The sequence below is a fragment of the Streptomyces sp. MMS24-W38 genome (assembly GCF_059889265.1).
On the sequence record NZ_JCBCPP010000001.1, the window covers coordinates 4338387 to 4361623 of the forward strand.

22 protein-coding genes and 1 tRNA gene are annotated in these 23237 nt (G+C 72.3%); 9 read left to right on the plus strand and 14 right to left on the minus strand.

The features are described 5' to 3' along the window. Positions 1-61: 61 nt before the first annotated feature. Positions 62-1327 carry an NAD(P)-binding domain-containing protein gene (locus AC6F7H_RS18725; protein WP_500761922.1) on the minus strand — a complete coding sequence of 422 codons (1266 nt, stop codon included), beginning with the start codon at positions 1325-1327 and terminating at the stop codon, positions 62-64. 2 nt (positions 1328-1329) lie between these two features. Further along, positions 1330-2586 (minus strand): carboxylate--amine ligase, encoded by a 1257-nt coding sequence (locus tag AC6F7H_RS18730; protein WP_500758093.1) that lies wholly within the window; start codon positions 2584-2586, stop codon positions 1330-1332. 258 nt (positions 2587-2844) lie between these two features. Here AC6F7H_RS18730 and AC6F7H_RS18735 point away from each other — a divergent pair, with 258 nt between their 5' ends. Further along, entirely contained in the window at positions 2845-4083 is a 1239-nt protein-coding gene (locus AC6F7H_RS18735) for a glycoside hydrolase family 26 protein (protein ID WP_500758094.1), read from the plus strand. Between the two features lie 32 nt (positions 4084-4115). Here AC6F7H_RS18735 and AC6F7H_RS18740 read toward each other — a convergent pair whose 3' ends face one another. The 8 genes from AC6F7H_RS18740 to AC6F7H_RS18775 all read right to left on the minus strand — a co-directional run bounded on the left by AC6F7H_RS18740 (position 4116) and on the right by AC6F7H_RS18775 (position 13643). Beyond that, the gene (locus AC6F7H_RS18740; RefSeq protein WP_500758095.1) at positions 4116-4811 is read right to left on the minus strand and encodes a YveK family protein; all 696 of its coding nucleotides are present in this window, start codon (positions 4809-4811) and stop codon (positions 4116-4118) included. Beyond that, on the minus strand, positions 4808-5959 hold the full coding sequence (locus tag AC6F7H_RS18745) for a glycosyltransferase (protein ID WP_500758096.1): 1152 nt from the start codon (positions 5957-5959) through the stop codon (positions 4808-4810). The genes AC6F7H_RS18740 and AC6F7H_RS18745 overlap by 4 nt, the downstream gene beginning before the upstream one ends. Position 5960: 1 nt before the next feature. Then, the gene (locus AC6F7H_RS18750; protein WP_500761924.1) at positions 5961-6650 is read right to left on the minus strand and encodes a polysaccharide deacetylase family protein; all 690 of its coding nucleotides are present in this window, start codon (positions 6648-6650) and stop codon (positions 5961-5963) included. Between the two features lie 103 nt (positions 6651-6753). Next, positions 6754-8448 carry a murein biosynthesis integral membrane protein MurJ gene (gene murJ, locus AC6F7H_RS18755; RefSeq protein ID WP_500758097.1) on the minus strand — a complete coding sequence of 565 codons (1695 nt, stop codon included), beginning with the start codon at positions 8446-8448 and terminating at the stop codon, positions 6754-6756. Beyond that, positions 8445-9788, minus strand: coding sequence for an O-antigen ligase family protein (locus AC6F7H_RS18760; protein ID WP_500758098.1), 1344 nt, complete (start codon positions 9786-9788; stop codon positions 8445-8447). The genes murJ and AC6F7H_RS18760 overlap by 4 nt, the downstream gene beginning before the upstream one ends. Positions 9789-9793: 5 nt before the next feature. After that, positions 9794-11221, minus strand: coding sequence for an exopolysaccharide biosynthesis polyprenyl glycosylphosphotransferase (locus AC6F7H_RS18765; protein ID WP_500758099.1), 1428 nt, complete (start codon positions 11219-11221; stop codon positions 9794-9796). Next, positions 11218-12507 carry a glycosyltransferase family 4 protein gene (locus tag AC6F7H_RS18770; protein ID WP_500758100.1) on the minus strand — a complete coding sequence of 430 codons (1290 nt, stop codon included), beginning with the start codon at positions 12505-12507 and terminating at the stop codon, positions 11218-11220. The genes AC6F7H_RS18765 and AC6F7H_RS18770 overlap by 4 nt, the downstream gene beginning before the upstream one ends. A gap of 50 nt (positions 12508-12557) precedes the next feature. Then, a complete protein-coding gene (locus AC6F7H_RS18775) occupies positions 12558-13643 on the minus strand; it encodes a DUF3344 domain-containing protein (RefSeq protein WP_500758101.1) in 1086 nt (361 codons plus the stop codon). A gap of 492 nt (positions 13644-14135) precedes the next feature. On the opposite strand from AC6F7H_RS18775, the gene AC6F7H_RS18780 reads away from it, so the two are divergent. Next, positions 14136-14855: a hypothetical protein gene (locus AC6F7H_RS18780; RefSeq protein ID WP_500758102.1), complete on the plus strand. Its 720-nt coding sequence runs from the start codon at positions 14136-14138 to the stop codon at positions 14853-14855. 114 nt (positions 14856-14969) lie between these two features. Continuing rightward, positions 14970-15242, plus strand: a complete 273-nt coding sequence (locus AC6F7H_RS18785; RefSeq protein ID WP_109379154.1) for a hypothetical protein — start codon at positions 14970-14972, stop codon at positions 15240-15242. Positions 15243-15399: 157 nt separating this feature from the next. Here AC6F7H_RS18785 and AC6F7H_RS18790 read toward each other — a convergent pair whose 3' ends face one another. Then, a complete protein-coding gene (locus AC6F7H_RS18790; protein WP_500758103.1) occupies positions 15400-15672 on the minus strand; it encodes a chaplin in 273 nt (90 codons plus the stop codon). A 374-nt stretch (positions 15673-16046) separates the two neighbouring features. On the opposite strand from AC6F7H_RS18790, the gene AC6F7H_RS18795 reads away from it, so the two are divergent. From AC6F7H_RS18795 to AC6F7H_RS18810, 4 genes are all read left to right on the plus strand, one after another. Beyond that, on the plus strand, positions 16047-16325 hold the full coding sequence (locus AC6F7H_RS18795; protein ID WP_109379152.1) for a hypothetical protein: 279 nt from the start codon (positions 16047-16049) through the stop codon (positions 16323-16325). Between the two features lie 142 nt (positions 16326-16467). Then, positions 16468-16731, plus strand: a complete 264-nt coding sequence (locus AC6F7H_RS18800) for a hypothetical protein (RefSeq protein WP_500758104.1) — start codon at positions 16468-16470, stop codon at positions 16729-16731. Between the two features lie 161 nt (positions 16732-16892). After that, a complete protein-coding gene (locus AC6F7H_RS18805) occupies positions 16893-17162 on the plus strand; it encodes a hypothetical protein (protein ID WP_500758105.1) in 270 nt (89 codons plus the stop codon). A gap of 149 nt (positions 17163-17311) precedes the next feature. Further along, positions 17312-17587, plus strand: a complete 276-nt coding sequence (locus tag AC6F7H_RS18810) for a hypothetical protein (RefSeq protein WP_500758106.1) — start codon at positions 17312-17314, stop codon at positions 17585-17587. 80 nt (positions 17588-17667) lie between these two features. On the opposite strand, the gene AC6F7H_RS18815 is transcribed toward AC6F7H_RS18810, so the two are convergent. The 3 genes from AC6F7H_RS18815 to AC6F7H_RS18825 all read right to left on the minus strand — a co-directional run bounded on the left by AC6F7H_RS18815 (position 17668) and on the right by AC6F7H_RS18825 (position 19345). After that, positions 17668-18660: an alpha/beta fold hydrolase gene (locus tag AC6F7H_RS18815; RefSeq protein ID WP_500758107.1), complete on the minus strand. Its 993-nt coding sequence runs from the start codon at positions 18658-18660 to the stop codon at positions 17668-17670. 149 nt (positions 18661-18809) lie between these two features. Then, the gene (locus tag AC6F7H_RS18820; protein ID WP_500758108.1) at positions 18810-19130 is read right to left on the minus strand and encodes a dihydrofolate reductase family protein; all 321 of its coding nucleotides are present in this window, start codon (positions 19128-19130) and stop codon (positions 18810-18812) included. 142 nt (positions 19131-19272) lie between these two features. Then, positions 19273-19345, minus strand: a tRNA-Arg gene (locus tag AC6F7H_RS18825). Positions 19346-19666: 321 nt separating this feature from the next. Here AC6F7H_RS18825 and AC6F7H_RS18830 point away from each other — a divergent pair. After that, positions 19667-21271: a dynamin family protein gene (locus AC6F7H_RS18830; RefSeq protein WP_500758109.1), complete on the plus strand. Its 1605-nt coding sequence runs from the start codon at positions 19667-19669 to the stop codon at positions 21269-21271. A 3-nt stretch (positions 21272-21274) separates the two neighbouring features. Next, positions 21275-23191: a YfjP family GTPase gene (locus AC6F7H_RS18835; protein ID WP_500758110.1), complete on the plus strand. Its 1917-nt coding sequence runs from the start codon at positions 21275-21277 to the stop codon at positions 23189-23191. Positions 23192-23237: the final 46 nt, after the last annotated feature.

Below are 23237 nucleotides of genomic sequence, written 5' to 3' on the forward strand. Positions count from 1 at the left end.
CACCTCGTACGGTGGCCCGGGCCGGTCCGGGGGCTCAGTGCTGTACGGAAAGGGTTTCCCGTCAGAGGCTCACCGGCGTCGGCGAGTCGGCCCGGCCGACGGCCGACGGGACCGGGACCCTTCCCCGCGCGGGGGTGGACCTGAGCCGGCGGCGCACCCCTTGGACGAGTGCCGCCGCCGTGTACGTCGCGCCCTGGACGAAGCGCATGGACGGGCCGAAGCCGGACGCCGTCGTCAGGCCCGCGAAGAACAGTCCGGGATGGGAGGACTCGAAGCCCCGTCCGATCGCCGGGGAACCGTCGGGCAGGGCCGCCAGCGTCCCGCGCAGCTCGGCGGAGAGCATGCCGAGCCGCTCGCGGTGCACCCGGAACCCCGTGGCGGCGATGACGTGTTCGGTCCCGAGGGAGCGGGACTCACCCGTGCGGTTCACCAGGTCCAGCCGTACCCCACCCGGCACCGCGCAGGCCTCCGTGACCTCGTGGCCCGGCAGCAGTTCCACCGCGCGCTCCACCCGGTCCCGCACCCACCAGGCGCCCGCCGGACCCAGCGCCGTGGCCGCGATGTGCGACCGGGTCGGCTGCGGCAGCCGCCGGAAGAGGCCGGGGCGCTCGGAGTAGAACCAGTTCCGCCAGCCGGGGCCGAGACCGCTGTGCGGGGAGCGGACCGACTGCCACCAGGGGCGCTCCCAGGCCGGCGGCACGTCGTTCCAATGCACCCGGTCCGCCCGCGCCAGCACCCGTACGCGCGTGCCCTGTTCGGCGAGAAGGGCCGCGGTCTCCAGGGCCGCCTGGCCGCCGCCGAGCACCGTGACGTCCTTGCCGCGGAACTGGTCGAGGTCGCTGTGATGGCTGCTGTGCGTCACCAGTGAGGGGTGCAGTCCGCGCAGGGCCTGCGGCACCTCGATGAACGGCATCACACCGACCGCCAGCGCCACCGTCCGCGCGTGCAGCGCCTCTCCGTCGTCGGTGACCACCGTGAAGCCGGCGGGGCCGGACGCCACCCGGGACACCATGCGCTCGTCGATCCCCGGAACGGCATGGCGGGCGAACCACAGGCCGTACTCCGCGAACGCCGTCACCGGGATCGGCTCCGCGTGTCGTGCCGTCAGGCCGTGCTCCGCGCAGTAGGCGGCCAGGGTCCACTCCCCGTCCGGATCCGAGAGGTTGGACGCCCACGGCTCCGACTTCAGGAACATGCCGGCGGGCATGTTGTCCCGCCAGGACGCCATGGGCCGACCGAACACGCGCAGGTTCAGCCCGGCGGCCGCGGCGTGGGACGCGATCGACAGACCGTACGGTCCGGCGCCCACCACCAGAAGGTCGTACATCATCAACTGCTCGCTTTCTCGTTGTCGTTCGGGGAGGGCGAGGCCGCCCGGGGGATCAGGGGTGATGCCGGTGCCGCCGCCGTGCCGGGGCCCAGCCGCTCGCGCAGCCGGCCGGACACATGACGGGCCCACAGGGCCCACATCGCCCGTCCGGGTCCGCGGTCGTCCCGGGCGTACCAGGCCAGTTCGCGTCCGCCCGGCGCCGTGCGCAGCGCGGCGAGCGGCGCGTAGTTCTCCACCACGAACGTCCGGCCGGCCACCGGCTCGCCGGCCGGCGGGCGACGGCCCGTCAGATCCATGTGGAGGGCGCGTACGACGTCCAGTCCGGCGCTGTCCTCGAAGAGCCGGAACTGGGCGCCGGGGCGCGGGTTGAAGTCGAGCAGGTGGTACCGGCCCGTCGCGTGGCAGCGGCGGAAATCGAGGTCGAAGACGCCGCGGTAGCCCAGTTCGCCGGCGAGCCGCTCGGCCAGGGCCTGCACCTGGGCGTTGGGTGTCCAGCAGCCCACCGCCGTCAGCCCCGCGCCGCGCGGCCAGGACAGTTGCTTCCGGCCCGGCCCACCCGTGCGCACGGTGCCCGAGTGGTCGGCGTAGCCGTGGAAGAACCAGTCCCGGTCCGGCCCCGGCGGCAGGTAGGCCTGCAACAGGAGCCGGCTGCCCGCCTCGTCGGTGCGCCGGTACAGCTCCCGGGCCTGTTCCGCGGACCGCACCAGCTGGGTGCTGCGCAGCCCGCTGCCGGCCGGCAGCAGCCAGGGCCGGCTCCACTTCGCCACCAGGGGCAGCCCGAGCCGCCACGCGTCCTCGGTGGCCCGCTGGGGGCTGTCAGGGACGAGCGTGACCGGGTGCGGAATGTCCGCGGACGCGCACACGGCGGCCAGCTCCGCCTTGTCGGCGACGCGTTCGGGCAGCGTGCCGGGCATCTCGGGCAGCAGGTAGGAGGGTGCCAGGGCGTCCCGCAGGTGCCCGGCGGCGATCGCGCTCGCGTCGTCCATCGGGACCAGGACGGCGGGACGTGCGATCCGGTCGGCCACGCGGCGCAGCACGGCGAGGATGTCGTCCGTGGACGCGCCGGGTGCCGGCGGTGGATGCAGCCGCCGGACATAACGTGAGCGGTGAACGGGACTTCTGGACTCGTCGGCGACGACATGCACCTCCACTCCCGCCCTGCCGAGCGAACGCACGGCTCCCAGCGTTCCGTGATGGAAGGGATTCCGGTCGATCCGCAGAATGACGGCGGGGACGCGGGTGTCGAGCAGCGGCACGAATTCCTCCTTCTTTCGAGTTCTTTCGAGTTCTTTCGAGTGCTGCGGGGTTCTGCAGGCTTCTTCGGGGGTTCTGCAGGGTTCTTCGGGGTTCTTCGGGTTTCTTTTCGATCGGCTCGCCCGCACGGGGGAGCGCGGCACTCGGAAGCCGCATGTCAGTGGCGTCACGGGATTTCCTGTGACTGACTTTCGTATGACTGTTCGTCAATAAAGAGTCCAGAAACTGAAGGTCGAACGAGAGCGAAGAGAGGAGTCGGTATGGCCCCACAGCACGAGCGTGTCCGGGTTCGCGGGCCGGTCGTGGGCGCGGTGGCGATCGCGGTGTCGGCCGCCCTGGCGTTCGGTCTCATGGCGGGCACGGGGGTGGAGGTGGCGGGCGACGACTCCCGCGCTCCGGCGCCGGGTCCGGCGGCGTCCGTCAAGGCGTCCCCGAGCCCGGGGCCGTCCCGTCCGGTACCGGAAGGGAAGTTCCCGCCCTTCGGCGCCTTCCTCGCCTCCGACGCCCGTGGTGTGGCCCGTATGGAGCAGTTCAGCCGCTGGCTGGGCGGTGCCGAGCTCCGCGTCGGCCACACCTACCTGCCCGGCAACCACTGGAGCGACATCGCGGGCGACGTCGACTTCCTCAAGGAGTGGGCGCACTGGCGCAACAAGAAGGACGACCGGATGCTCGTCCTCAACGTGCCCATGCAGGAGCGCAACGAGGAGGGCGTCCCCGACGAGGAGGTCCGGCAACTGCTGCGGCGGGGCGCGGCCGGAGAGTTCGATCACCACTTCCGTGCCCTGGCCGAGCGGCTGGTCCGGCTGAAGGTGCCGGACACGATCCTCGTGCTCGGCTGGGAGATGAACGGTGCCACGTACACCCACCGGTGCGGGCCGGATCCGGAGGCCTGGAAGAAGTACTGGAACAGGATCGTCACCGCCATGCGGGCGGTGCCGGGCCAGAAGTTCCGGTTCGACTTCGCGCCGAGCCGCGGCCGGGACTCCGTTCCCTGGACGCAGTGCTACCCCGGGGACGGAACGGTCGACATCCTCGGCATGGACTCCTACGACCAGCCGGCCGGAATGCCGTTCGACGAACAGGTGGAGGAGCCGTACGGACTTCAGGACCACGTGGATTTCGCGAAATCCCACGGCAAGCCCATCTCCTATCCCGAATGGGGGCTTTTCCGCAACGGTGACAATCCCGAGTACATGCGCGGCATGCTCGCGTGGATGGACGAGCACCGGCCGCTGTACAACACGGTGACCGACTACTGCCCGCACGGTGTGTGGCAGTGCGGCGACAACCCGGAATCGTCCCGCGTCTACCGGACGACGCTGTTCGGCCGCACCGGCACGGCGACCCCGGCGCCCACCCCCACACCCGCGCCCACACTCCCGCCCACCGAGCCGAAGCCGCCGACGAGCTGCCCGCCGCTGGACCTGGGCGACTGGGTGGAGCACTGGCTCGGCGGGAAGCTCTGCTTCCGCTTCGACTGGTGGTCGCGCATGGGTTAGCGCCGCAGCCGGCCCGGCCGGGTACACCGCGGTCACCGCTTTTTGCGCGCGTCGGCGGCGGTGGCCGGGCCGGGCACCGAGGCGGCCGGGGGGTTCTCGGTGTTCTTGGTGTTCTTGGCATCCTTGGAGTTCTTGGCGTTCTGGCCGTTGCGCCGCGGCCGGGTCAGCAGGGCCAGCGAGCCCAGCAGCCCGCCCGCGCTCGCCCCCACCAGGGTGGTCACCGCGGGCGACGCGGACGTCGGCTCGTTCGGTTTCACCGCACGCGAGAACTGCACGAGCCGGACCTGGGTGCTGCCTTTGGTGTGGTCCGCGTGCCGAATCAGCGCGCGGGAGACCGCGTTGGCCATGTCGACGGCGAGGCCGGGGTTCGCCGAGGTGGCCGAGACGGCGACCATCGGCGCGTCCGGCGAGGTCGCCGTACGCACGCTGTCCCGCAGGGTCCGCACCGGAACACCCGCCCACACCTGGGCGTCCCCGAGCACCGCGAGCTGCGTGGCCACCCGTCCGTACGCCTGGGCGAAGCCGCGGGCGGACTCCGGGGTGGACTTCGCGGTCGGTACGGCGACGACGTAGCTGGTGGCCGTGTAGGTGGTGGGGGTGAGCATGCCGTACGCGCCGCCGGTCAGGCCGCCGACGAGAGTGCCGCCGACCACGAGTACGGACCAGGTCGGCAGCCTCCTGAGACGGTCCGGGAACAGGCGGTGCCGACGGGCCGGAGTGTCGGTCATGACGTGCTGGCTCCGAGGGGTGAGAGGGATGAGGGGGAACGGGAGACGGCTGCCGCGTACACGTCCATGAGGCGGGCCGTGCTGCGGGTGATGCTGTAGCGCCGAGCGGCCTCGGGTGCCGTGCGCGGCCCGGGGCCCGCCGTGCGGACCTCGGAGATCGCGCGCGCGTACTCCTCGGGGCCGCCGAGCACCCGACGGGCACCGGCGGCCGACGGCACCGCGTCCTCGATCGCCGGACAGGACGCGTAGAGCACGGGCAGGCCCGACGCCAGCGCCTCCACGGCGGCCAGGCCGAACGACTCCTCCGCGGACGGGGAGGCGAGCAGGTCCATCGCCGACAGGAGCGAGGGCAGGTCGGGGCCCGGCGAGCCGTCCAGGCCGTAGGGACGTTCGCCGGTGAACAGGACGCGGCCGGCCACACCGGCCTCGCCGGCCGTGCGGCGCAGGAGGTGCTCCTCGGGGCCGCCGCCCACCAGCAGCAGCCAGTGGTCGTCCGGGAGCCGGGCGAGGGCGTGGACGAGGACGTCGAACCGCTTGCCCGGGGCGAGCCGGCCGACGCCGCCGACGACGAACGCGCCCTCCGGCAGACCGAGGCTCCGCCGGGTGTGCGCGCGCCGCTCCGGGTCGAAGCGGAAGCGGTCCAGGTCGATGCCGTTCGGGACGACCTCGATACGGGGAGCGGGCACGCCCCACCGCCGCAGACGGTCGGCCACCGCCGGGGAGACGGCGACCGTCGCCGACCCGAGCCGCTCGCTGCCGAGGTACAGCGCCCGTACCCCCGCGGTCAGCCTGCGGCCCTCCATCTGCGTGTCGCCCAGGGAGTGTTCGGTGGCGACGACCGCGCGGACCCCGGCCAGCCGCGCGGCGAGCCGGCCGTAGACGCAGGCCCGGTACAGGTGCGTGTGGACCAGGTCGTAGCCGCCGGCCCGGATCAACCGGACCAGCCGGGGGAGCGCGGCCAGATCACGGTTGCCGCCCATGCCGAGATGCACGACGCGGACCCCGTCGGCGGTGAGCCCCTCGGCGACGGCACCCGGGTTGGTGAGCGTCACGACGTCGCAGCCGACGGGCAGATGACGCAGCAGCAGACGCAGTTGCTGCTCGGCCCCGCCGACACCGAGACCGGTGATGATGTGCAGAGCCCTCATCTCACAGACCCTCCACCGGACGCCGGCGCCACCGGTGCAGACGGTGCTTCAGGTGCAGGCGCCAGGCCGTGTCGTTCTGGCCGATGTGCACGCGCGGCAGGGCGTGCGGGCCGGTCAGCGTGCCGGGATCGATGGCACAGGCGTAGGCGTATCCCGCTTTCCGCACCGCCTGGACGGCGCGGGCGTCGACCGTGCCGTACGGGTAGCAGAAGCCGTCGGGCCGGGTGCCCGTCAGCTCCGCCAGCCGCGCGCGGCTCTCGGTGACCTCGGCATCGAGGGTGGGCCCGTCCGCCCGGGTGAGGTCGACGTGGGTCAGCCCGTGCGAGCCGATCTCCACCCCCTCGGCCGCCGCGTGCCGGATGCCGTCCGCGGTCAGCAGCGGCTTGCGCGGGCCGAGCGGGTCCCAGGCGTTGTCGCCGCCGAGCCGTCCGGGCAGCACGAACAGGGTGGCGCCGCAGTCCCAGCGGCGCAGCAGCGGAAGGGCCTCGGTGACGAAGTCGGTGTACCCGTCGTCGAAGGTGAGCCCGACCAGGCGCCGGCCCTCGCCCCGGGCGCGGGCGGCGAGCAGGTCGGCCACGGACACGCCGCGCAGCCCGCGTCGGCGCAGCCAGGCCAGCTGCTCCTCGAGCCGTTCGGGCGTGACCGTGATGCGGTACGGATCGTCGGAGCAGTCACCCACCGAGTGGTACATCGCCACCCACGGGACGGGACCCGGGGGCGCAGCGGGAAGCCTGCCGGTGCCGACGGAATCAACAGAGACGGCGGAACCAGCGGAACCGGCGGAGCCGACGGGATCAACGGAAACGGTCATGAGTGAGCTTTCGGGTGATGGTGCGTACGGAGCGCACCGCGGATGCGGAGCCCTGGACGCCCAGGGCCAGGGAGAGCGCGACGAAGACGGCGGTCACGGTGAGACAGCCGGCCGCGAGGCCCGCCAGGGGGGAGTCGACCAGGCTCGCGGCGAACGCCCCGGCGACGGTGGCGCCGGCCGAGGCGAGCACCGGCCGGCCCAACTCGGCCAGCACCTGGCGGACACGGAGACGGACACCGCCGGCGCCGCCGCGCCGGGCCGTCCGCAGACCGGCCAGCAGCAGGGCGGCCGTGACGGTGATGCCGACGGCGTTGGCGGCGGCGATCCCCGCCACCCCCCAGGGGCGCACGGCGACGGCGCCGATCAACGACGTCGCGGCGATGCCCACGCCCATCACCGCGAGGGGATACCAGCTGGGCCGGCCCGCCGAGAAGTACGAGCGGATCAGCGTGCCCACCAGGGTCTGCCCCAGCAGCCCGAGGGCGTACACCCGCATGACGTCGGAGGTCGCCGCGGTGTCGCTCGCGGTGAACGCGCCGCGCTGGAAGAGCAGTTCGATCATCTGCGGGGCACAGGCGATCACCGCGCACATGCCCAGCAGCACCACACAGGAGGACAGCACCAGATCCCGCTCCACGCGGTCGCGGGCCCGTTCGGTGTCACCGTCGGCGAGCGCCCGCGCCACCACGGGGAAGGTGACCGTGCACACCATCAGCGACAGGGTCATCGGGATCTGGGCGACCTTCTGCGCGTAGTTCAGGTGCGAGATGGCCCCGGCCGGCAGGGAGGAGGCGAGGAAGCGTTCGACCAGGACCTGCGACTGGCGGCACAGGGCGAACAGGAGGACGGCGGCGATCAGGGCGAGCCGCACCGGTCGTTCCTCGCCGCCGGCCTGCGTCCCGCCGACAGCCGGCGCGCGTGATGCCAGTTGCCGCCACAGCGACGGCAGTTGCACCGCCACCATCAGACAGCCGCCCACCGCGACCCCGACCGCCGCGGCACGCACGCCCCACTCATCGCCGAGCAGGAACATCGCGGCGATGATGCCCGTGTTGTACGCGATGTAGATCGCCCCGGGCGCGAAGAACCGGCGGTGGGCCCGCAGGGCGGCGCTGCAGTACCCGGCGAGTCCGAAGGCCAGCAGGCTGATCGCGGTGAGCCGGGTGCAGTCGACGGCGAGCCGGGGGTCGGGCAGGCCGGGCGCCAGCACCTCGACCAGGAAGGGAGCCGTCCCGGCGACCAGCGCGGCGACCGCGGCGAAGGCGAGGCACAGACGCGGCAGGGTGGCGGCGACCAGCTCGCGGACCGGATCGCCCGCCACGCCCCGGGCGCGACGGGCCAACGCCATGCTGAACGCCGGGATCAGCGCGATCGCCAGCCCGTCCTCGATCAGCAGCGTGGCGGCCAGCTCGGGCACGGTCCACGCGACCAGGAAGGCGTCCGTGTCGCTCCCGGCACCGAACAGCCGCGCCAGCGACTGGTCGCGCACCAGGCCGAGCAGGGAGCCGCCGATGGACAACGCCGCCGTGACGAGCGTGGCCCTGGCGAGGAACTTCCGGGAGGCCGAGGGCGACGACGGGTCGGTGCCGTCCCCGACCGGGGGCGCGGCACGCGCCGCGGGGACGGTCGAGGCCCGGTCGGTTCCGTGTCCGGGAGTCTGCGAAGGCACCACCGTCATCGCGCCGCGGCCTCCTCGAGGCGCTCCTGCGGGCCACCCCTCGGCACGAGGTGCCCCCGCTCACCGTCGCCCAGCGCCCACCAGGCGGCGAGCCCCAGGGCCAGGGCGGTCAGCACCGTCGAGGGGCCGCCGATGTCTCCGTACACGTAGTCGGTCAGCAGCCAGACCAGCAGCCCGCAGGCGACGAGCCCGCAGTCCGGTCCCGGTCCGCGACGACGGACGCGCAGCAGCCCGCGCAGCCCGAGCACGAGCAGCGCCAGCCAGCTTCCGGCGAGGGTGAGCAGCCCGATCAGGCCCTGCTCGCTCAGCACCAGCAGGTACATGCTGTGCGGCGAGAGCAGCGCCTGCTTGTGGTACTCCGATCCCGCGCCCGCGATGTCGCTGCCCGAGGACAGCGCCAGGGTGGCGTGCCCGTCGCGATGCTCGGGGAAGCCCTTCAGGCCGACACCGGTCAGCGGGTGCTCGCGCCACATGTCGCCGGCGGAGGCCCACAGGGCGTACCGGTCCACCACGGACTGGTCGGGGTCGTCGGCGACCTGCGTGATGCTGTCGATCCGCTCGGTCAGCTGCGTCGTGCCGACGCCGAACCCGCCCATCAGGACCACCCCCGCGGCGGCCACGGCCGCGGCCGCCTTCAGCGCGCGCCGCAGCCCGGCCAGCGCCAGTTGCACGGCGCACGCCAGGGCGGTCGCGATCCAGGCACCCCGGCTGAAGGAGAGCGCGAGCGGCAGCAGCAGCGCGAGCGCGCAGCCGGTGGCCGCCGCCCGTTGCCGTACCGGCGCCCGGCCCAGCGCGATCCCCACCGCGCACACCAGACCGAGGGCGACCGCCGACGCCATGCCCATCACGTCCTGCGCCCCGAAGGTGCCGACCGCGCGGATCGGCTCACCCTGGTAGGAGGCGCCGGTCCCGGTGGCGTACTGGTGCACGCCGATGGCCCCCTGCCACAGCGCGAGCCCCACGAACGACCAGGCCAGCACCCGGAAGTCGGCCCGGCCGCGGAGCAGCGTCAGCACGGCCGCCGGGACGAGCACGAAGACCTGCAGATAGCGGCCGAAGCCGGTGAGCGAGGCCTCGGGCGAGGACGCCCCCATGGCGGACAGCGCGAGCCCCACGACCGGCAGGCCCAGCACCATCGCCGCGGCGGGCGACAGCGGACGCCGCCGCTCGCGCAGCAGACGGATCACGCAGTACACCACCAGCAGCCCCGAGATCACGTCGGCGGGCCCCGCCCCTTCGTACGTCAGGGGCAGGGCCAGCAGCGCGAACACCGCCACCAGGGGCAGGACCGGCGCGAACGCGGAGGCCCGGCGTGGCAGGGGTGCGAGAGCAAGGCTCACGTCGGTCAGCTCCCCGTCGGGCGTACCAGCGACGCCGCGGTGCGCAGCAGGATGCAGACGTCCTGCCACAGCGACCAGTCGTCGATGTAGGCGCAGTCGAACCGGGAGCGGTCCTCGATCGAGGTGTCGCCGCGCAGCCCGTGGACCTGGGCGAGGCCGGTGATCCCGGTCCGCATGCGGTGGCGGGCCGCGTAGCCCTGGTGGGTGTGCGAGAACTGCGCGACGAAGTAGGGGCGTTCGGGACGCGGTCCGACCAGGCTCATGTCGCCCCGGAGCACGTTCCACAGCTGGAGCAGCTCGTCGAGCGAGGTGCGCCGCAGCATCCGGCAGAACCGGCGCATCTCGTGCTCGTCGGCCACGCTCCACCGGGTCGCCGACTCGTGCTCGTCGGCGGGGCGGTAGGTGCGGAACTTCAGCAGGGTGAACGGCTTTCCGTTCCGGCCGATGCGCTCCTGCCGGAACACCACGCCCGGCCCGTCGCTGATCCGCAGGACCGCCGCGCACATCAGCAGCAGCGGGCCGACCAGCATCAGCAGCGCCCCCGACACGAGGATGTCGAGTAGCCGTTTGCCCACGCTGTCGCGGCGCACCGGGGACAGGTCCAGCCGTCGGCAGGCGAACCCGGCCAACCGCTGCCGCGCCGTGTACGAGGGGGAGTCGGCGTCGAGCTCCCAGACCACGCAGCCCGACTGGGCCAGGGTGCGTAGCAACGGCCCCTGTTCGGCGCGGACCGAGGGGTGAACGGCCAGCACGGCCCGCACCCCGTTCTGGATGACCGCACGCTCGACCTCCTCACCGGGCCGCAGCACCGGGACGCCCTCGGCGTCGTCCGGCTGCTCGGCGACGACCCCCACCGGCCGTACGCCGCACCGCGGGTGGCGCAGCACGGCGGCGGCCACGCGCTGCGCGGTCGCCGCCGGGCCGATGACGAGTGCGGCGCGCGGGTGGCGCAGCAGTGCGGCGCGGCGCCGTCCGTGCACGGCCGCGCGCAGCGCACAGGCCGCCGCCGTCTGCACGGCGAGGCCGGTCAGCACGGTGCCGACGGACAGCGCGTGCTCCGGCCGGTACGCCGCCCACATCGCGGCGGGTGCCAGCCAGGCCACGGCGATACGGCCGCACACGGCTGGCAGTTCGTCCAGCAGCCCCGGCACCGGTGGCCGGCCGTCGCGCGGGCGCAGCAGCAGCGACGCGGCGACCAGCATGAGGACCAGCGAGGGGTGGCGCTGGGCGCCGGTGAGGGCCAGCGTGCCCAACAGGGCGGCGGCACCGTCCGCGAGGAACAGCGGGACCGGGGAGGGGGGCCGGGCCGGGGGCCGCCTGGCGGGGGACCGCACCCCGGTGGCGGGGCCGCGCGGCGGCACGACGGAGACGGGTGAGGATCCGTGCTCCCCCAGCGGTACGCCGGGGGAGGGCACGGTACGTTCGGCAGTCACGAGCGGATGGGCTCCCTGTGCTTGGTGGGCTCGACGCGTTGTGTCGTCCGGTTCGCCCCGGCGCCGCAGCCCGCGTCGAGCGGCTGTCCGGGTTCGGCGGGATGGGCCTCGCCGTGCTCGACGGCCCCGGACGGACGCGTCCTTTTCCTGGCGGGCCATGTGCCGAGCAGGTCGCGGTAGACGTCCGCGACCTGCTCGGCGGTGTGCCGTACGTCGTGGCGGGTCAGCACGTGCCGACGGCCCCGGTCGCCGAGGGACTCGCGCAGCGGCGGGTCGAGCAGCAGCTCGGACAGGGCCTCGGCCAGCGCCGCCGGGTTCTCCGGCGGGACCAGGCACCGGGCGGCGAAGGAGGAGGGCAGGCTCTCGCGGGCGCCGTCGACGTCGGTGACCACCACGGGGCGCCCGCAGGCCATCGCCTCCAGTGGGGCCAGGGCCATGCCCTCCCAACGGGAGGGCAGGACGACGAGATCGGCGGCCTGGTACCAGGGCGAGGCGTCGGGAACGGCTCCCGCGAACAGCACGGACGGCGGGGCGGCTTCGCGCAGCCGGTCGCGGTCCGGGCCGTCGCCGACCAGGACCAGCCGGGCGTCCGGCACTCTGCGCACGACGGCGTCCCAGGCCCGCAGCAGGACGTCCTGCCCCTTCTGCCGGCACAGCCGCCCCACGCAGACCGCGAGCGGTGCCGCCGGGTGCAGTCCGACGAGCGGTGCGAGCCCGGCCCGTACGGTGTCGGCGCCGGCCGGGTGGAAGTGCTCGGGGTCGATGCCGTTGGGGACGACGGTCCACCGGCCGGCGATCCCGGCGTGCACCCCGGTCGCCCGTTCCGCCTCGCTCACACACACCATCCGCGCGGCCCAACGGGCCCCCCAGCGCTCCCACCTGAGGGCGAGGGCACCGGTCCGCCCGCCCACCGCCTCGAACGACCAGGCGTGCGGCTGGAAGACCGTCGGGATCCGCCCGCGCACCGCGAGCCGCCCGGCGAGCCCGGCCTTCGCGCTGTGCGCGTGCACCAGATCGGGGCGCACCTCGTCGATGAGCCGCGCGAGGTGCCGTACCTCCCGCACGAGCGACGGACCCGGCGAGCGCGTCGCCCGCCAGTTCCGTACCTGCGCGCCGAGCACCCGCAGTTGGGTGGTGAGGGCGCTGTCGGGGCAGACCGCGGTGACGTCCAGGCCGTCCGCCAGCTGGGTGCGGACCAGGTCCGTCACGACGCGCGCGACCCCGCCCTCCACCGGCTGGGTGAGGTGCAGTACCCGCGGCCGACGGCCGGAGGGAGACAGCTCCATGTGCACGGTTTCCTCACTGGCGAAGGCGCTCGGGACGGGGGACGGCGCGTTCACGGCCGCGCGTCAGCGGCGAGGAAGAACACGCCGGCCCACGCCGCGTTCCGCTCGGAGCTGAGCCGGAGGGTCGCCCGGTCACCGGCGTGCAGCAGGCCCCGGCCGAGAGTGAACACGTCGGAGTCGTAGCCGAGGGTGTTGGCGTGCGCCGGCACCCGTGCCGGGACAGCCCTCCCGGGCCCGCTGATGGTGGAGTTCAGGACGTCGTCGGCGGGGTTGGCGGCGTCGGCGAGGACGACGGTGGAGGCGGGCGCGCCGGTGGTCAGGGTGAGCGAGTCACCGGTGGTGCCGCGGTCGCCGTTGTACGCCACCATCCCCACCTCGCCCTCCGCACCCGCGGGAAGGTCCAGGCCGCTCAGAGCGATCTCCGCCCCGGCGGTGGACGCCAGCGGTGTGAAGCCGTCCCAGAGCGAGAGGTGCCGCAGCGGTTCCGCCGGATTCTCGTACGCCACCACCAGCGTCCAGCCGCCCCACGCGCCGGTCGTCGACCGGCCGGAGGCCACGTTGACATCCGCCACGGTGTACAGACCCGGACCGCTGTCCCGCACCAGCTGTGTCACGTCCGCCGAGGCCTGGAAGGCGTCCGCGCCGTCCGCCACCCGGTGTCCGACGACCGTGTCGGCGAGGAGCTCCTTGTACTCCCCGCCGGGTTCGGCGATCAGGACCCGTCCGTTGGCCTCCCACGGCTTCTGCTCGCCCACGAGCAGGTTGCCGCCCCAGTAGAGGCGTGCGTAGGTCACCCGGGAGCCCGAGGGCAGCCGGACCTCCGCGCGGGAGGAGTTGTAGGTGTTCGGGTCGCGGTCGACGTCGACGTAGAACATGTCGAAGTCGCCGTTCACCCCGCGCGCGCCCGCCTGCACGTCCGCGCACGCCGGGTGGCTCGCGCGGCAGGTGGCCGAGGAGTTGGCGGCGCGCACGATGCCGCCGTGCTGGAGTGCGCGGTACCGCTGCACGAACGCGAGGCTGCTCGCCTCCGGCGCGGGCGGCGCGGCGGCTGAGGGTCCGCAGGGGGCCCACGCCGTGACCAGGGTGAGGACGCCCACCGTTGCATGACGAAGCAACTGGCCCAGGGAATGACGCATGACCGGCGAAGCCTTTCGGGAAGGTGGCGGTGACAGGTAGCGCGAAGAGCGCGGTGCGTCCGCCCAAGGGGTACGTCCGGAGGGTCGCAACTCTAGCCACCTAACGGACAAAAACCCTGAAACTCGTTCAAGTAAGACAAGTGTGTTGGAATCGTGAAGCCCCTTCTCGGCGGACGACGCCCACGGGGTGCCGGTTCGCCGCGGGGCCCGGGGTTCGAACGCCCGATCTGTGGCCCCATCAGGCAGGACGGGGCAACGGGGTGAGAGGGGAACCGAAAGGTCCATGCCCGGTTGCGGGACGCCGGGGGCGCTCTCACGGTGGGCTCAAGATCCGAGGTCCGTGGAAAGGAACTCCCACGCGCGCTCTGCCTGTGCGGCGCATCGCATTCGGCGCACTGTGCGCCGTCCTCCTGGTGGCTCACCGGCCCCACCGCCCTGGCCGCCGACTCGGCCGGTGGGCGCAGCCAGGTGGCGTCGCCCGACACGCCGCTCGTGCAGATCAGGAACTCCGACGTGCGTAGGGGCGAACTCACCCCGGTCATCGACCTGCTGACCGCCGTGACCCGGGCGGACGACGGCCGGCTGCCCGCGGCCGGGACGAGGACACTGGGCAAGGCCGCGAAGGACGCGCTGAAGGAGGCCGAAGCGAAGCAACAGGCCACCAGGGCCATGCCGTTCGCCTCGGCCCCCGCGCCGGGCGTACTGCTGCCCATGGCCGAGACCGACCCCATGAGCGACGCGTTGGACGCCCTGTGGGACGCCGTCGACCGCCTCCTGGACCTCCTCCTCCCCGGTGACGACGCGATCAGCGCCGCAACCGAAGAGGAAGCCGCCGACGAGGAAACCGCCGGCGCGAACACCGGCGCGAACACCGACGTGGTCGACGAGATCTTGGGCGAGATCTTGGGCGAGAGCGCGGACGGGGCCGATGACGCAGTCGATGACGCGGCCGCCCCGACGCTTTCATGGCTCGACGACCTGCTGACCGAGATGGGGAAGCTCATCGACGAGCTGTCCGCCGGCGACCCGCAGGTGTCGGTCGTGACCACGCAGACGACGCCGTCCACCACGACGTCCTCCAGCGTGACGTCGTCGAGCATCACGCTGTTGACGCCCTCGCCCTCGCCCTCGGCCCCGGCCACCACATCGCCTGTGGTCAGGCTGCCCGCGACCATTCCGTCGGCGCCGTCGGAGGTGTTGTCGGCTGATTGATCTCATATGAGGACTCGTCAATCCGTGGTTCCCCGGTTTCCGGTCCGGTCAGGGATCGTTAGGCACGGCGACAGAAACCCTCCGGCGACCCGCGTTGCCGAAGAAAGGAACACGATGAAGTCCCTGAAGGCTGCCGCCGTCCTTGCCGGGTCCTTGATCGCCGCCGCCATGGCCGCGCCTGCGTCCGCCCAGGAGCTCGACCTGGCGTCCACCGGCCTCGACACCGGCCTGAACACGCGCACCGCGGTCCCCTTCGAACTGATGCCGCTGCACGACGCGTCGGACGGCGAGGAGCACGACACCTCGGTGTTCGGCACGGCACACGAGGCCGCGGCCGTGGTGAACGAGGCCAAGCCGGTCCACGGCGACCTGGGGCTCCACGCCTGAGGCATGCCATACGAGAGTCGGCCCCCGGTCTCCACCGGGGGCCGACTCTCGTATGGCATGCCTCCCCGTATACGCGGAAGGACGCGGGTTCTCGACGTTCATGCCGAGAGCCCCGGCGCTCGGGGGTGCCGGGGCTCTCGGGTCACGACGACGGATGTCAGTAGCCGTATCCCTTGTGCTGCTTCTTGTGGCCGGCGTTCACGCAGGTGTTGCCGACGGCCGAGTTGAGGGCGCCGATCCCGTCGACGGTGTTTCCGCACACGTTGACCGGTACGTGGATCGGGGCCTGGACCACATTGCCGGACAGGACACCGGACGAGCCGACCGCCGCGCCCTGGGCGCCGGCGTCCGCCGTGGCGATACCGGCCCCGCCGAGCATCACGGCGCCCGTGCTGAGAGCGACGGTGGCCGCCTTCGCGATGCGAGACATCACGTTCTCCTTAACTGATCTGGTAAGCGCGGCAGCATGACGCGCGGCCGCACGCCCCGCTCAACGCGGCGATCTCCCCCTGGTCACGGCGATCGTCCTGGGATCACCCGTTAGAAAAGGGACTTCACTGGACGAGTAGGGGTTTTCAGTCGCGGAAGCCGACTTTCCGGCGTCTCGGGCGCGCTCGAGTGGAGGGTGACCGAGGTCGGGTTCGGGTTGTCCGAGGTGTGCGGCTGGGTCACACCCGGCGTCTTCGCGAGAAACTTACGCGTTTCGGCGTTTTGCCTACCCAAAGCCGCAAAACCTCGCCTAAGTTAACCACTGACGGTGACCAGCCCGACACGGGCTGTGTCCACTCGAGAAACGGAGAGGTAATGCGCAAGTACCAGAAGGCTGCTGTCGTCATGGCCATGCTCGGCAGCGTCGGCTTCCTCGGCGCCGGTGTCAGCCACGCCGGTGGCGAGCCCGAGTTCGAGCTGAACAACAAGCAGAGCACGACCTGCGCCCAGGACAACTCGACCAAGGGCCTCGTCAACGTCGACGACGTCAACGTGGGCATCAGCGCCCTGCTGGGCTTCACCAAGCAGGAGGCCAACGACGCCAACTCCGTGGCCTGCGCCACCAGCTTCAACCTCGGCGGCAAGAAGCACTGATCACTGTCAAGTGATCTGGGTGGGTCTCGGGGCTCGAAGGTACGTGTTCGAGCCCCGGGCCTGCCCGGCCGGTGTGGCCGGTCCAATCGTTTGGAACGGCTTCGCCGCTCAGCGGCGGGTCGACCGTCAAGGAAACAGGTAGATGTTCAAGTCGAAGAAGATCGCAGCGGTGGCGGGAGTCCTGGGGGGCTTCGCCCTGATCGGTGCCGGTGCCGTCCAGGCCGTGGCTGCCGAGGGCCCGGGCGACTGTGTCAAGGACAGCAAGGGCGCCGTTCGCTGCGCGCAGGTGAGGCAGTATCAGCCCCCGTCGGACGGGAGCGGAGAGGTCCGCTTCGTCAACGAGTCGACGGTGACCTGCTCCGGCTCGACGGCCCGGCTCTCCTGCGTGAACGGCGTCGATCGGTGACGGGAAGTCCTGGCGCCCTCACCGGCGATGCGCGGTGAACCCCCTTTCAGAAAAAAGCGCGTTTCGGCGTTTCACCTAACAACTGCCGCAAAACGTCGCCTAGATTTGCGACTGTCAGTGACTCGGTCAGCACGGACCGTGTCCAGATGAATGGAGAAGTAATGCGCAAGTACCAGAAGGCTGCTGTCGTCATGGCCATGCTCGGCAGCGTCGGCTTCCTCGGCGCGGGTGTCAGCCACGCCGGTGGCGAGCCGGAGGTTCTGCTGAACAACAAGCAGAGCACGACCTGCGCCCAGGACAACTCCACCGAGGGGCTCATCAACATCCAGGACGTCAACGTCGGAGTCTCCATCCTGGGCATCACCAAGCAGGAGGCCAACGACGCCAACTCCGTGGCCTGCGCCACCAGCTTCAACGTCGGCGGCGAGTGATCACTTCTAGGTGATCCGGGCAGGTTCCGGGGCTCGAACCAGGTGGTCGAGCCCCGGGCCTGCCCCGTTCGTTGGCCGGTGTGTCCGGTCCAGGTGTCAGGAACGGCTTCGCCGCTCAGCGGCGGGTCGACCGTCAAGGAAACAGGTAGATGTTCAAGTCGAAGAAGATCGCAGCGGTGGCGGGAGTCCTGGGGGGCTTCGCCCTGATCGGTGCCGGTGCCGTCCAGGCCGTGGCTGCCGAGGGCCCGGGCGACTGTGTCAAGGACAGCAACGGCACCGTTCGCTGCGCGCAGGTGACCAAGCACGAGGTCACGTCGGAGGAGTACGGAAAGATCCGCTTCGTCAACGACTCGAGGCAGACCTGCTCCGGCGGGCCCGAGGTTTCCTGCACGAGCAGCGTCACCCTCCCGGGCCGGAAGTCCTGACGTCCGTACCGCGGAGACGCTCGCACAGCGGAGAGTGGCCGGAACCCGACATCGGGTTCCGGCCACTCTCCGTATGTCTGTCATCGGCTCGGCGTCACGTCGACGAGTTCGGCGCCCGGTGACTCCACGGGGGTGCAGTACGGCAGGTCCTCGACGGGGAGGTCGGTGCAGAACCGGCCGATCAGCTCCGACGACTCCTCCCTGCGCTCGACGGTGACCAGGTGGTCCGCCTCCCTGACGGTCGTGAACCGCGCCGCGGGCATCGTCGCGGCGAGCTCGCGGCCCATCTCGGGGGTGCACAGGGTGTCGTACTCCCCAGTGAACACCAGGGTCGGCACGTCGGGGACGGGCAGGGGCTCGTAGCAGCCGTGCGTCACCAGTCTCGTGTTGTGCTCGAGCGCCTTCTTGATCTCGTCCGGCGTCTGGTTCATGAACTGCCGCTGGAGGAGGCGTGTCACGGCCGCGTGCCTGCGGACCTTGCCGGCACCCGGGTTCGACATGAACAACCGCACCAGTCCGCCGACGGCCGCATCGGTGTCGCCCCGTTCGAAGGCGTGCGACAGGCGCGGTACGACGTCGGTGTAGATGTCGGGGAGACGCTTCGCCGCGCCGCAGAAGACGATGCGGCGGACGAACTCGGGATGCAGTTGCGCGAAGCGGAGGCCGACCACTTCGCCGAAGCAGCCGCCGAAGAGATTCACTTGCGGCATCCCGGTCTCCACCAGCATGTGCTTGACCGCGGCGGCGAGGAAGTCGATGCCGTACCGGGAGGGAAGGAAGTCCGCGCTGCCGTATCCCGGAAGATCCACGGTGATCAGCGTGCAGAGCGGAGCCAGCCACTTCTCGTGTGTCTGCCAGGAGTACCGGTCCTGGGAGGAGCCGCCGAGCAGCAGCAGCGGCGCCGTTCGTGGGGCGCTCTGATGGACGATCCGGCACCCGTACGCGAAACCCTCGAAACTGAGGCTCCGCTCCTCCACCCGCTCCGACGGCTCCGACGGCTTCGAGGGTGGAGGAGTGGACCCGTGGCGCTGTGCGTTCAGTGGAATCTGGGCGGTGGTGGGGGCAGTGCGCATGGACGGCTCCGGTACAGGGGAATGAGGACGAACCAGTCCATGATTACCAGCAACCGCGTCTTTTCCCCGCAATCATTCGTTTATGGGCGATCCCGGCAATGGGGCATATTCAGCCCGAACGGCCCTGACGAGTTCCCCCGACTGCCCGGTCAGGTGGACGTGACGGGGCGGTAGCGCACGTTCACCGGGGCCGAGGGGCCGTCGCTGTTCAGCGGTGCGAGCCGGACGGGAGCGCCGCCGGGGCGGTCGACCAACCGGATCCCGTCACCCAGCAATACCGGAGCGACGTGCAGGTCCACCTCGTCGACCAGCCTGGGTTCCAGCAGTTGCCGGCCGATGGAGGGGGAGAGGGCCTCGAGGTTCCTGCCGTCCGCGGCCTCCAGCCCGATCCGGGCCGCCTCGGTGACGTCGCAGCTCAGGAACGTCACCCCCGCGGCGGGCTGCGTGTCCTGCGGGTGGTGGGTGAGCACGAACACCGGTCCCCGCCACGCACCCCCGTGGGTCGCCCCGGTATCCGGGCGGAAGTCCCAGCCGTCCCGGCCTCCCGGAATGAAGCCAGGATGAAGCCAGAATGAAGAAGGACCAGCGTTTCCGCTGGTCAGAAGGTACTTGCGCCCCCGGCAGGACTCGAACCTGCGGCCAAGCGCTTAGAAGGCGCCTGCTCTATCCACTGAGCTACGGGGGCCCGGGTGTGGTGGCCACTGTCGTGGTGCCCGGGTGTGGCCGGTTCCTGACGTTGCCGGGGACAAGGATAGGGCTCCCGTGCCCTTGCCCCTGTCGCTTCGCCTCCGTGGCTCGATGTGGAGGTCCGGTGAAGCGGTCCCGATAATCGCAGGCGGGTACGAATCGTGCACTGCTTTCGGCCTCTCGCGCATCGGGTGTTGTGCACTCGTTATGCCTCGACCGTACCCGCGCCCCAGTCGTCCCATCCGCCCCTTGTGTCCGATCGGCGCGCAGACATGCTCATATGCTTCAGAATTCCCCTGAAATTGGGCATTCTTCGCATGTGGTGACCTTGGACGTACGGCCTCAGCTGCTCGACGCACTCTCCGCCCTGCGCGACCGTGTCGCCGCCGCACGCTTCCCGCTGCCCCTGGCGGGGGCCCCACGCGCGCGTGCCAACCGCGACGAACTGCTCGCGCAGCTCGACGACTATCTGGTGCCCCGCCTGAGAGAGCCCAAAGCGCCGTTGCTGGCTGTCGTCGGGGGCTCCACCGGGGCCGGAAAGTCCACCCTGGTGAACTCTCTCGTGGGGCGGCGGGTCAGCGAGGCGGGGGTGCTGCGGCCGACGACACGCACACCGGTGCTTGTCTGCCATCCGGAGGACCACCACTGGTTCAGCGGGATGCGGGTGCTGCCCGACCTCACCCGCGTGTGGGTGCCCCAGCAGGAGGCCGAGCACCACCTGCTCCCCGGCGAGAACCCCGCGCGCGTGCTGCGCATCGAGACCGCCGACAGCCTCCCGCCCGGCCTCGCCCTGCTCGACGCCCCCGACATCGACTCCCTCGTCTCCGACAACCGCGTCCTCGCCGCCGAACTCATCTGCGCGGCGGACATCTGGGTCATGGTCACCACCGCCGCCCGCTACGCCGACGCCGTCCCCTGGCACATGCTGCGCGCCGCCAAGGAGTACGACGTCAGCCTCGTGACCGTCCTGGACCGGGTGCCCCACCAGGTCGTGTCCGAGGTGTCGCGGCAGTACGGCGCCCTGCTCACCAAGGCCGGACTCGGCCACGTACCGCGCTTCACCGTGCCGGAGCTGCCCGAGTCGGCCTGGGGCGGCGGGCTGCTGCCGGCCTCCGCGGTGGCGTCGCTGTGGACCTGGCTCGTCCACCAGACGCAGGACCCCGCCGCCCGTGAGCACGTCATGGCACGGACCGCCCAGGGCATCCTCGACTCCCTCGGCTCCCGCATGCCGGAACTCGCCGGTGCCGCCGCCGCGCAGCACGCCGCCGCGCTGCGGCTGACCTCCGCCGTCGACGGGGCGTACGACAGCGAGCACTCGCGGCTGCGCGGCCGGCTGCAGGCCGGGGCCGTGCTCGCCGGTGGCGCGCTCAAGCGGTGGCGCGCCTTCCCGCTCGACTGCACTCCCGCTGAACTCCTCGACACCCTCGTGGAGAGCCTGGGCGCCCTGCTGCTGTGTGCCGTCACCGCCGCCGACGAGCGGGTCGACACCGCCTGGCGGCGCGAACCGGCGGCGAACGCCCCCGAGTTCACCGACCGTGAAGGAGCGGTGGAGGGCGCCGAGCACCGGATCGGGCTGGCCGTACGGCGGTGGCGGCGCGAACTGGAGGAGTACGCCGAGGAAGAGGTACACGAACTCGACCGTGCCGCGGCGCCGGACCCCGGGACGGTCGCCGCCCTGGCCGCCACCGCGTTGCTGAGCGGGCGCCGGGAGTGGGCCGCGGGGGAGAAGCTCGCCGAACGGATCGGCGCGCACGGGGCGTTGCGGTTGCGCGACCGGGGCGGGCGGCTGCTTCTCCAGCACGTGAACCGGATCATGCACACCGAACGCGAGCGTCGGCTCGCGCCGCTCGACGCGCTCGAGGTGCATCCCGAGCCCCAGGCCGAACTCATCGCCGCGTTGTCCGTACTGCAGAAGGAGAGGTGACCGGTGACCGCCGTCACTGACCAGGACCACACCGAGCACCCTGAGCGTTTCGACCGCCCGGACGCAGAGGCCGGGTCCCCCGAGGTCCAGGACGCGAAGGACGAGTACGGGGACGAGAGGGGCGACGAGCACAGGGACGACGGGGGCGACAGGGACGGGGCGGGCGGCGACGGGGAGCCGTCGGAGGGGCCGGCCTCGCAGGTCCCCTGGGACGACGGACTGATCGCGCGGCGGGGGACCGAGACCGCCGGGGCCGGGACCGCCGGGATCGAGCGGTCCACCGTGCTGGCGGCCCGGAAGCCCGCGCCGCAGGCCGTGACCCCCCTGACGTACGACCCGCCGCTGCTCTCGCGGCTGGACGCGTTGCACGATCTGGTGGGACTGTCCCGGGCCAGGCTCGACAACCGGACACTGGCCGGAGCGAGCCGGGTCCTCGACGCGGCCGCCGCGCGACGCAGGCTCTCCGGGCAGCACACCGTGGTCGCCATCGCGGGCGCGACGGGCAGTGGCAAGTCGCAGCTGTTCAACGCGCTGGCCGGGGTCGCCATCTCGGAGACCGGCGTACGGCGGCCGACCACCGCCGCGCCCGTCGCGTGCAGTTGGAGCGACGGCGCCGCGAGCCTCATCGAACGGCTCGGCATCCCGCCCCGGTTGCGCCGCCGCCCGCTGCAGGCGATGGCGGACGCGGACGACCAGCTGCGCGGACTCGTCCTCGTCGATCTGCCGGACCACGACTCGGCGGCCGTGCAGCACCGCGAACAGGTGGACCGGGTGCTGGCCATGGTCGACGCGGTCATCTGGGTCGTCGACCCCGAGAAGTACGCCGACGCGATGCTGCACGAGCGCTATCTGCGGCCCATGTCGGCCCACGCGGAGGTCATGTTCGTCGTCCTCAACCAGATCGACCGGCTCCCCGGGGAGGCCGCCGAGCAGGTCCTGGACGATCTGCGGCGGCTGCTCGACGAGGACGGCATCGCTCTGGACGAGTACGGAGAACCCGGCACGACGGTGCTCGCGCTGTCCGCGCTCACCGGCGACGGGGTCGACGAACTGCGGGAGGCGCTCGGCCGGTTCGTGGCCGAACGCGGAGCCGCGGGCCGCCGCATCGGCGCGGACGTCGACGTCGCCGCCGCCCGGCTGTGGCCCGTCTACGCCAACCGCCGGCGGGCCGGGCTGAGCGAGGAGGCGCGGGAGGAGTTCTCGGACCGGCTCGCGGACGCCGTGGGCGCCGGCGCGGCGGGCGAGGCGGCCGAACGCGCGTGGCTGCGCAACGCCAACCGCGCGTGCGGCACCCCGTGGCTGCGGCTGTGGCGCTGGTGCCAGGACCGGGGAGGGCCGCCCACCGGGAAGTTCCCGCAGCGGACGCAGCCCGACCAGGAGGTCACGGCCCGGCAGCGGGTGGAGCAGGCGGTGCGCACGGTGTCCGACCGTGCCTCGGACGGCCTGCCCGCGCCCTGGGCGCAGGCGGTGCGTGAGGCCGCCGTACGGGGCTCCCAGGGGCTGCCCGAGACGCTGGACGCCCTCGCCGTGCGCGCGAGCCTGCCGCCGGGGCGGCCGCCGCGGCCCGGGTGGTGGCCGGTGGCCGTGCTCGCCCAGGCGTCCATGACGATCCTCCAGTTCGTCGGCGGACTGTGGCTGCTGGGCCAGATCATCGGATTCATGGTGCCGAACCTGGGGGTGCCGGTGCTGCTGATGGTGCTCGGCATCGTCGGCGGGCCGCTCATCGAGTGGAGCTGCCGGATGGCCGCCCGCGGTCCGGCCCGGCGGCACGGGCAGGAGGCGGAGAGACGGTTGCGGGAGGCGGCCGCGGGGTGCGGACGGGCCCGCGTCCTGGACCCGGTGGCGGCGGAGCTGCTGCGGTACCGGGAAGTGCGGGAGCAGTACGGGCGGGTGGTGGGGGCGGGTGCCGGGGGGAACTGAGGCACCGGCACCGCGACTCGTTCGGGTGGCGGAGTTGTCCACAGTG

What these genes read in the sequence shown, in the direction of transcription:
- AC6F7H_RS18815 (WP_500758107.1), bottom strand. Translation starts at nt 18,660, where the DNA reads ATGCGCACTGCCCCCACCACCGCCCAGATTCCACTGAACGCACAGCGC.
- murJ (WP_500758097.1), bottom strand. Translation starts at nt 8,448, where the DNA reads ATGACGGTGGTGCCTTCGCAGACTCCCGGACACGGAACCGACCGGGCC.
- AC6F7H_RS18785 (WP_109379154.1), top strand. Translation starts at nt 14,970, where the DNA reads ATGAAGTCCCTGAAGGCTGCCGCCGTCCTTGCCGGGTCCTTGATCGCC.
- AC6F7H_RS18800 (WP_500758104.1), top strand. Translation starts at nt 16,468, where the DNA reads ATGTTCAAGTCGAAGAAGATCGCAGCGGTGGCGGGAGTCCTGGGGGGC.
- AC6F7H_RS18790 (WP_500758103.1), bottom strand. Translation starts at nt 15,672, where the DNA reads ATGTCTCGCATCGCGAAGGCGGCCACCGTCGCTCTCAGCACGGGCGCC.
- AC6F7H_RS18805 (WP_500758105.1), top strand. Translation starts at nt 16,893, where the DNA reads ATGCGCAAGTACCAGAAGGCTGCTGTCGTCATGGCCATGCTCGGCAGC.
- AC6F7H_RS18725 (WP_500761922.1), bottom strand. Translation starts at nt 1,327, where the DNA reads ATGTACGACCTTCTGGTGGTGGGCGCCGGACCGTACGGTCTGTCGATC.
- AC6F7H_RS18770 (WP_500758100.1), bottom strand. Translation starts at nt 12,507, where the DNA reads ATGGAGCTGTCTCCCTCCGGCCGTCGGCCGCGGGTACTGCACCTCACC.
- AC6F7H_RS18775 (WP_500758101.1), bottom strand. Translation starts at nt 13,643, where the DNA reads ATGCGTCATTCCCTGGGCCAGTTGCTTCGTCATGCAACGGTGGGCGTC.
- AC6F7H_RS18735 (WP_500758094.1), top strand. Translation starts at nt 2,845, where the DNA reads ATGGCCCCACAGCACGAGCGTGTCCGGGTTCGCGGGCCGGTCGTGGGC.
- AC6F7H_RS18795 (WP_109379152.1), top strand. Translation starts at nt 16,047, where the DNA reads ATGCGCAAGTACCAGAAGGCTGCTGTCGTCATGGCCATGCTCGGCAGC.
- AC6F7H_RS18740 (WP_500758095.1), bottom strand. Translation starts at nt 4,811, where the DNA reads ATGACCGACACTCCGGCCCGTCGGCACCGCCTGTTCCCGGACCGTCTC.
- AC6F7H_RS18745 (WP_500758096.1), bottom strand. Translation starts at nt 5,959, where the DNA reads ATGAGGGCTCTGCACATCATCACCGGTCTCGGTGTCGGCGGGGCCGAG.
- AC6F7H_RS18750 (WP_500761924.1), bottom strand. Translation starts at nt 6,650, where the DNA reads ATGTACCACTCGGTGGGTGACTGCTCCGACGATCCGTACCGCATCACG.
- AC6F7H_RS18810 (WP_500758106.1), top strand. Translation starts at nt 17,312, where the DNA reads ATGTTCAAGTCGAAGAAGATCGCAGCGGTGGCGGGAGTCCTGGGGGGC.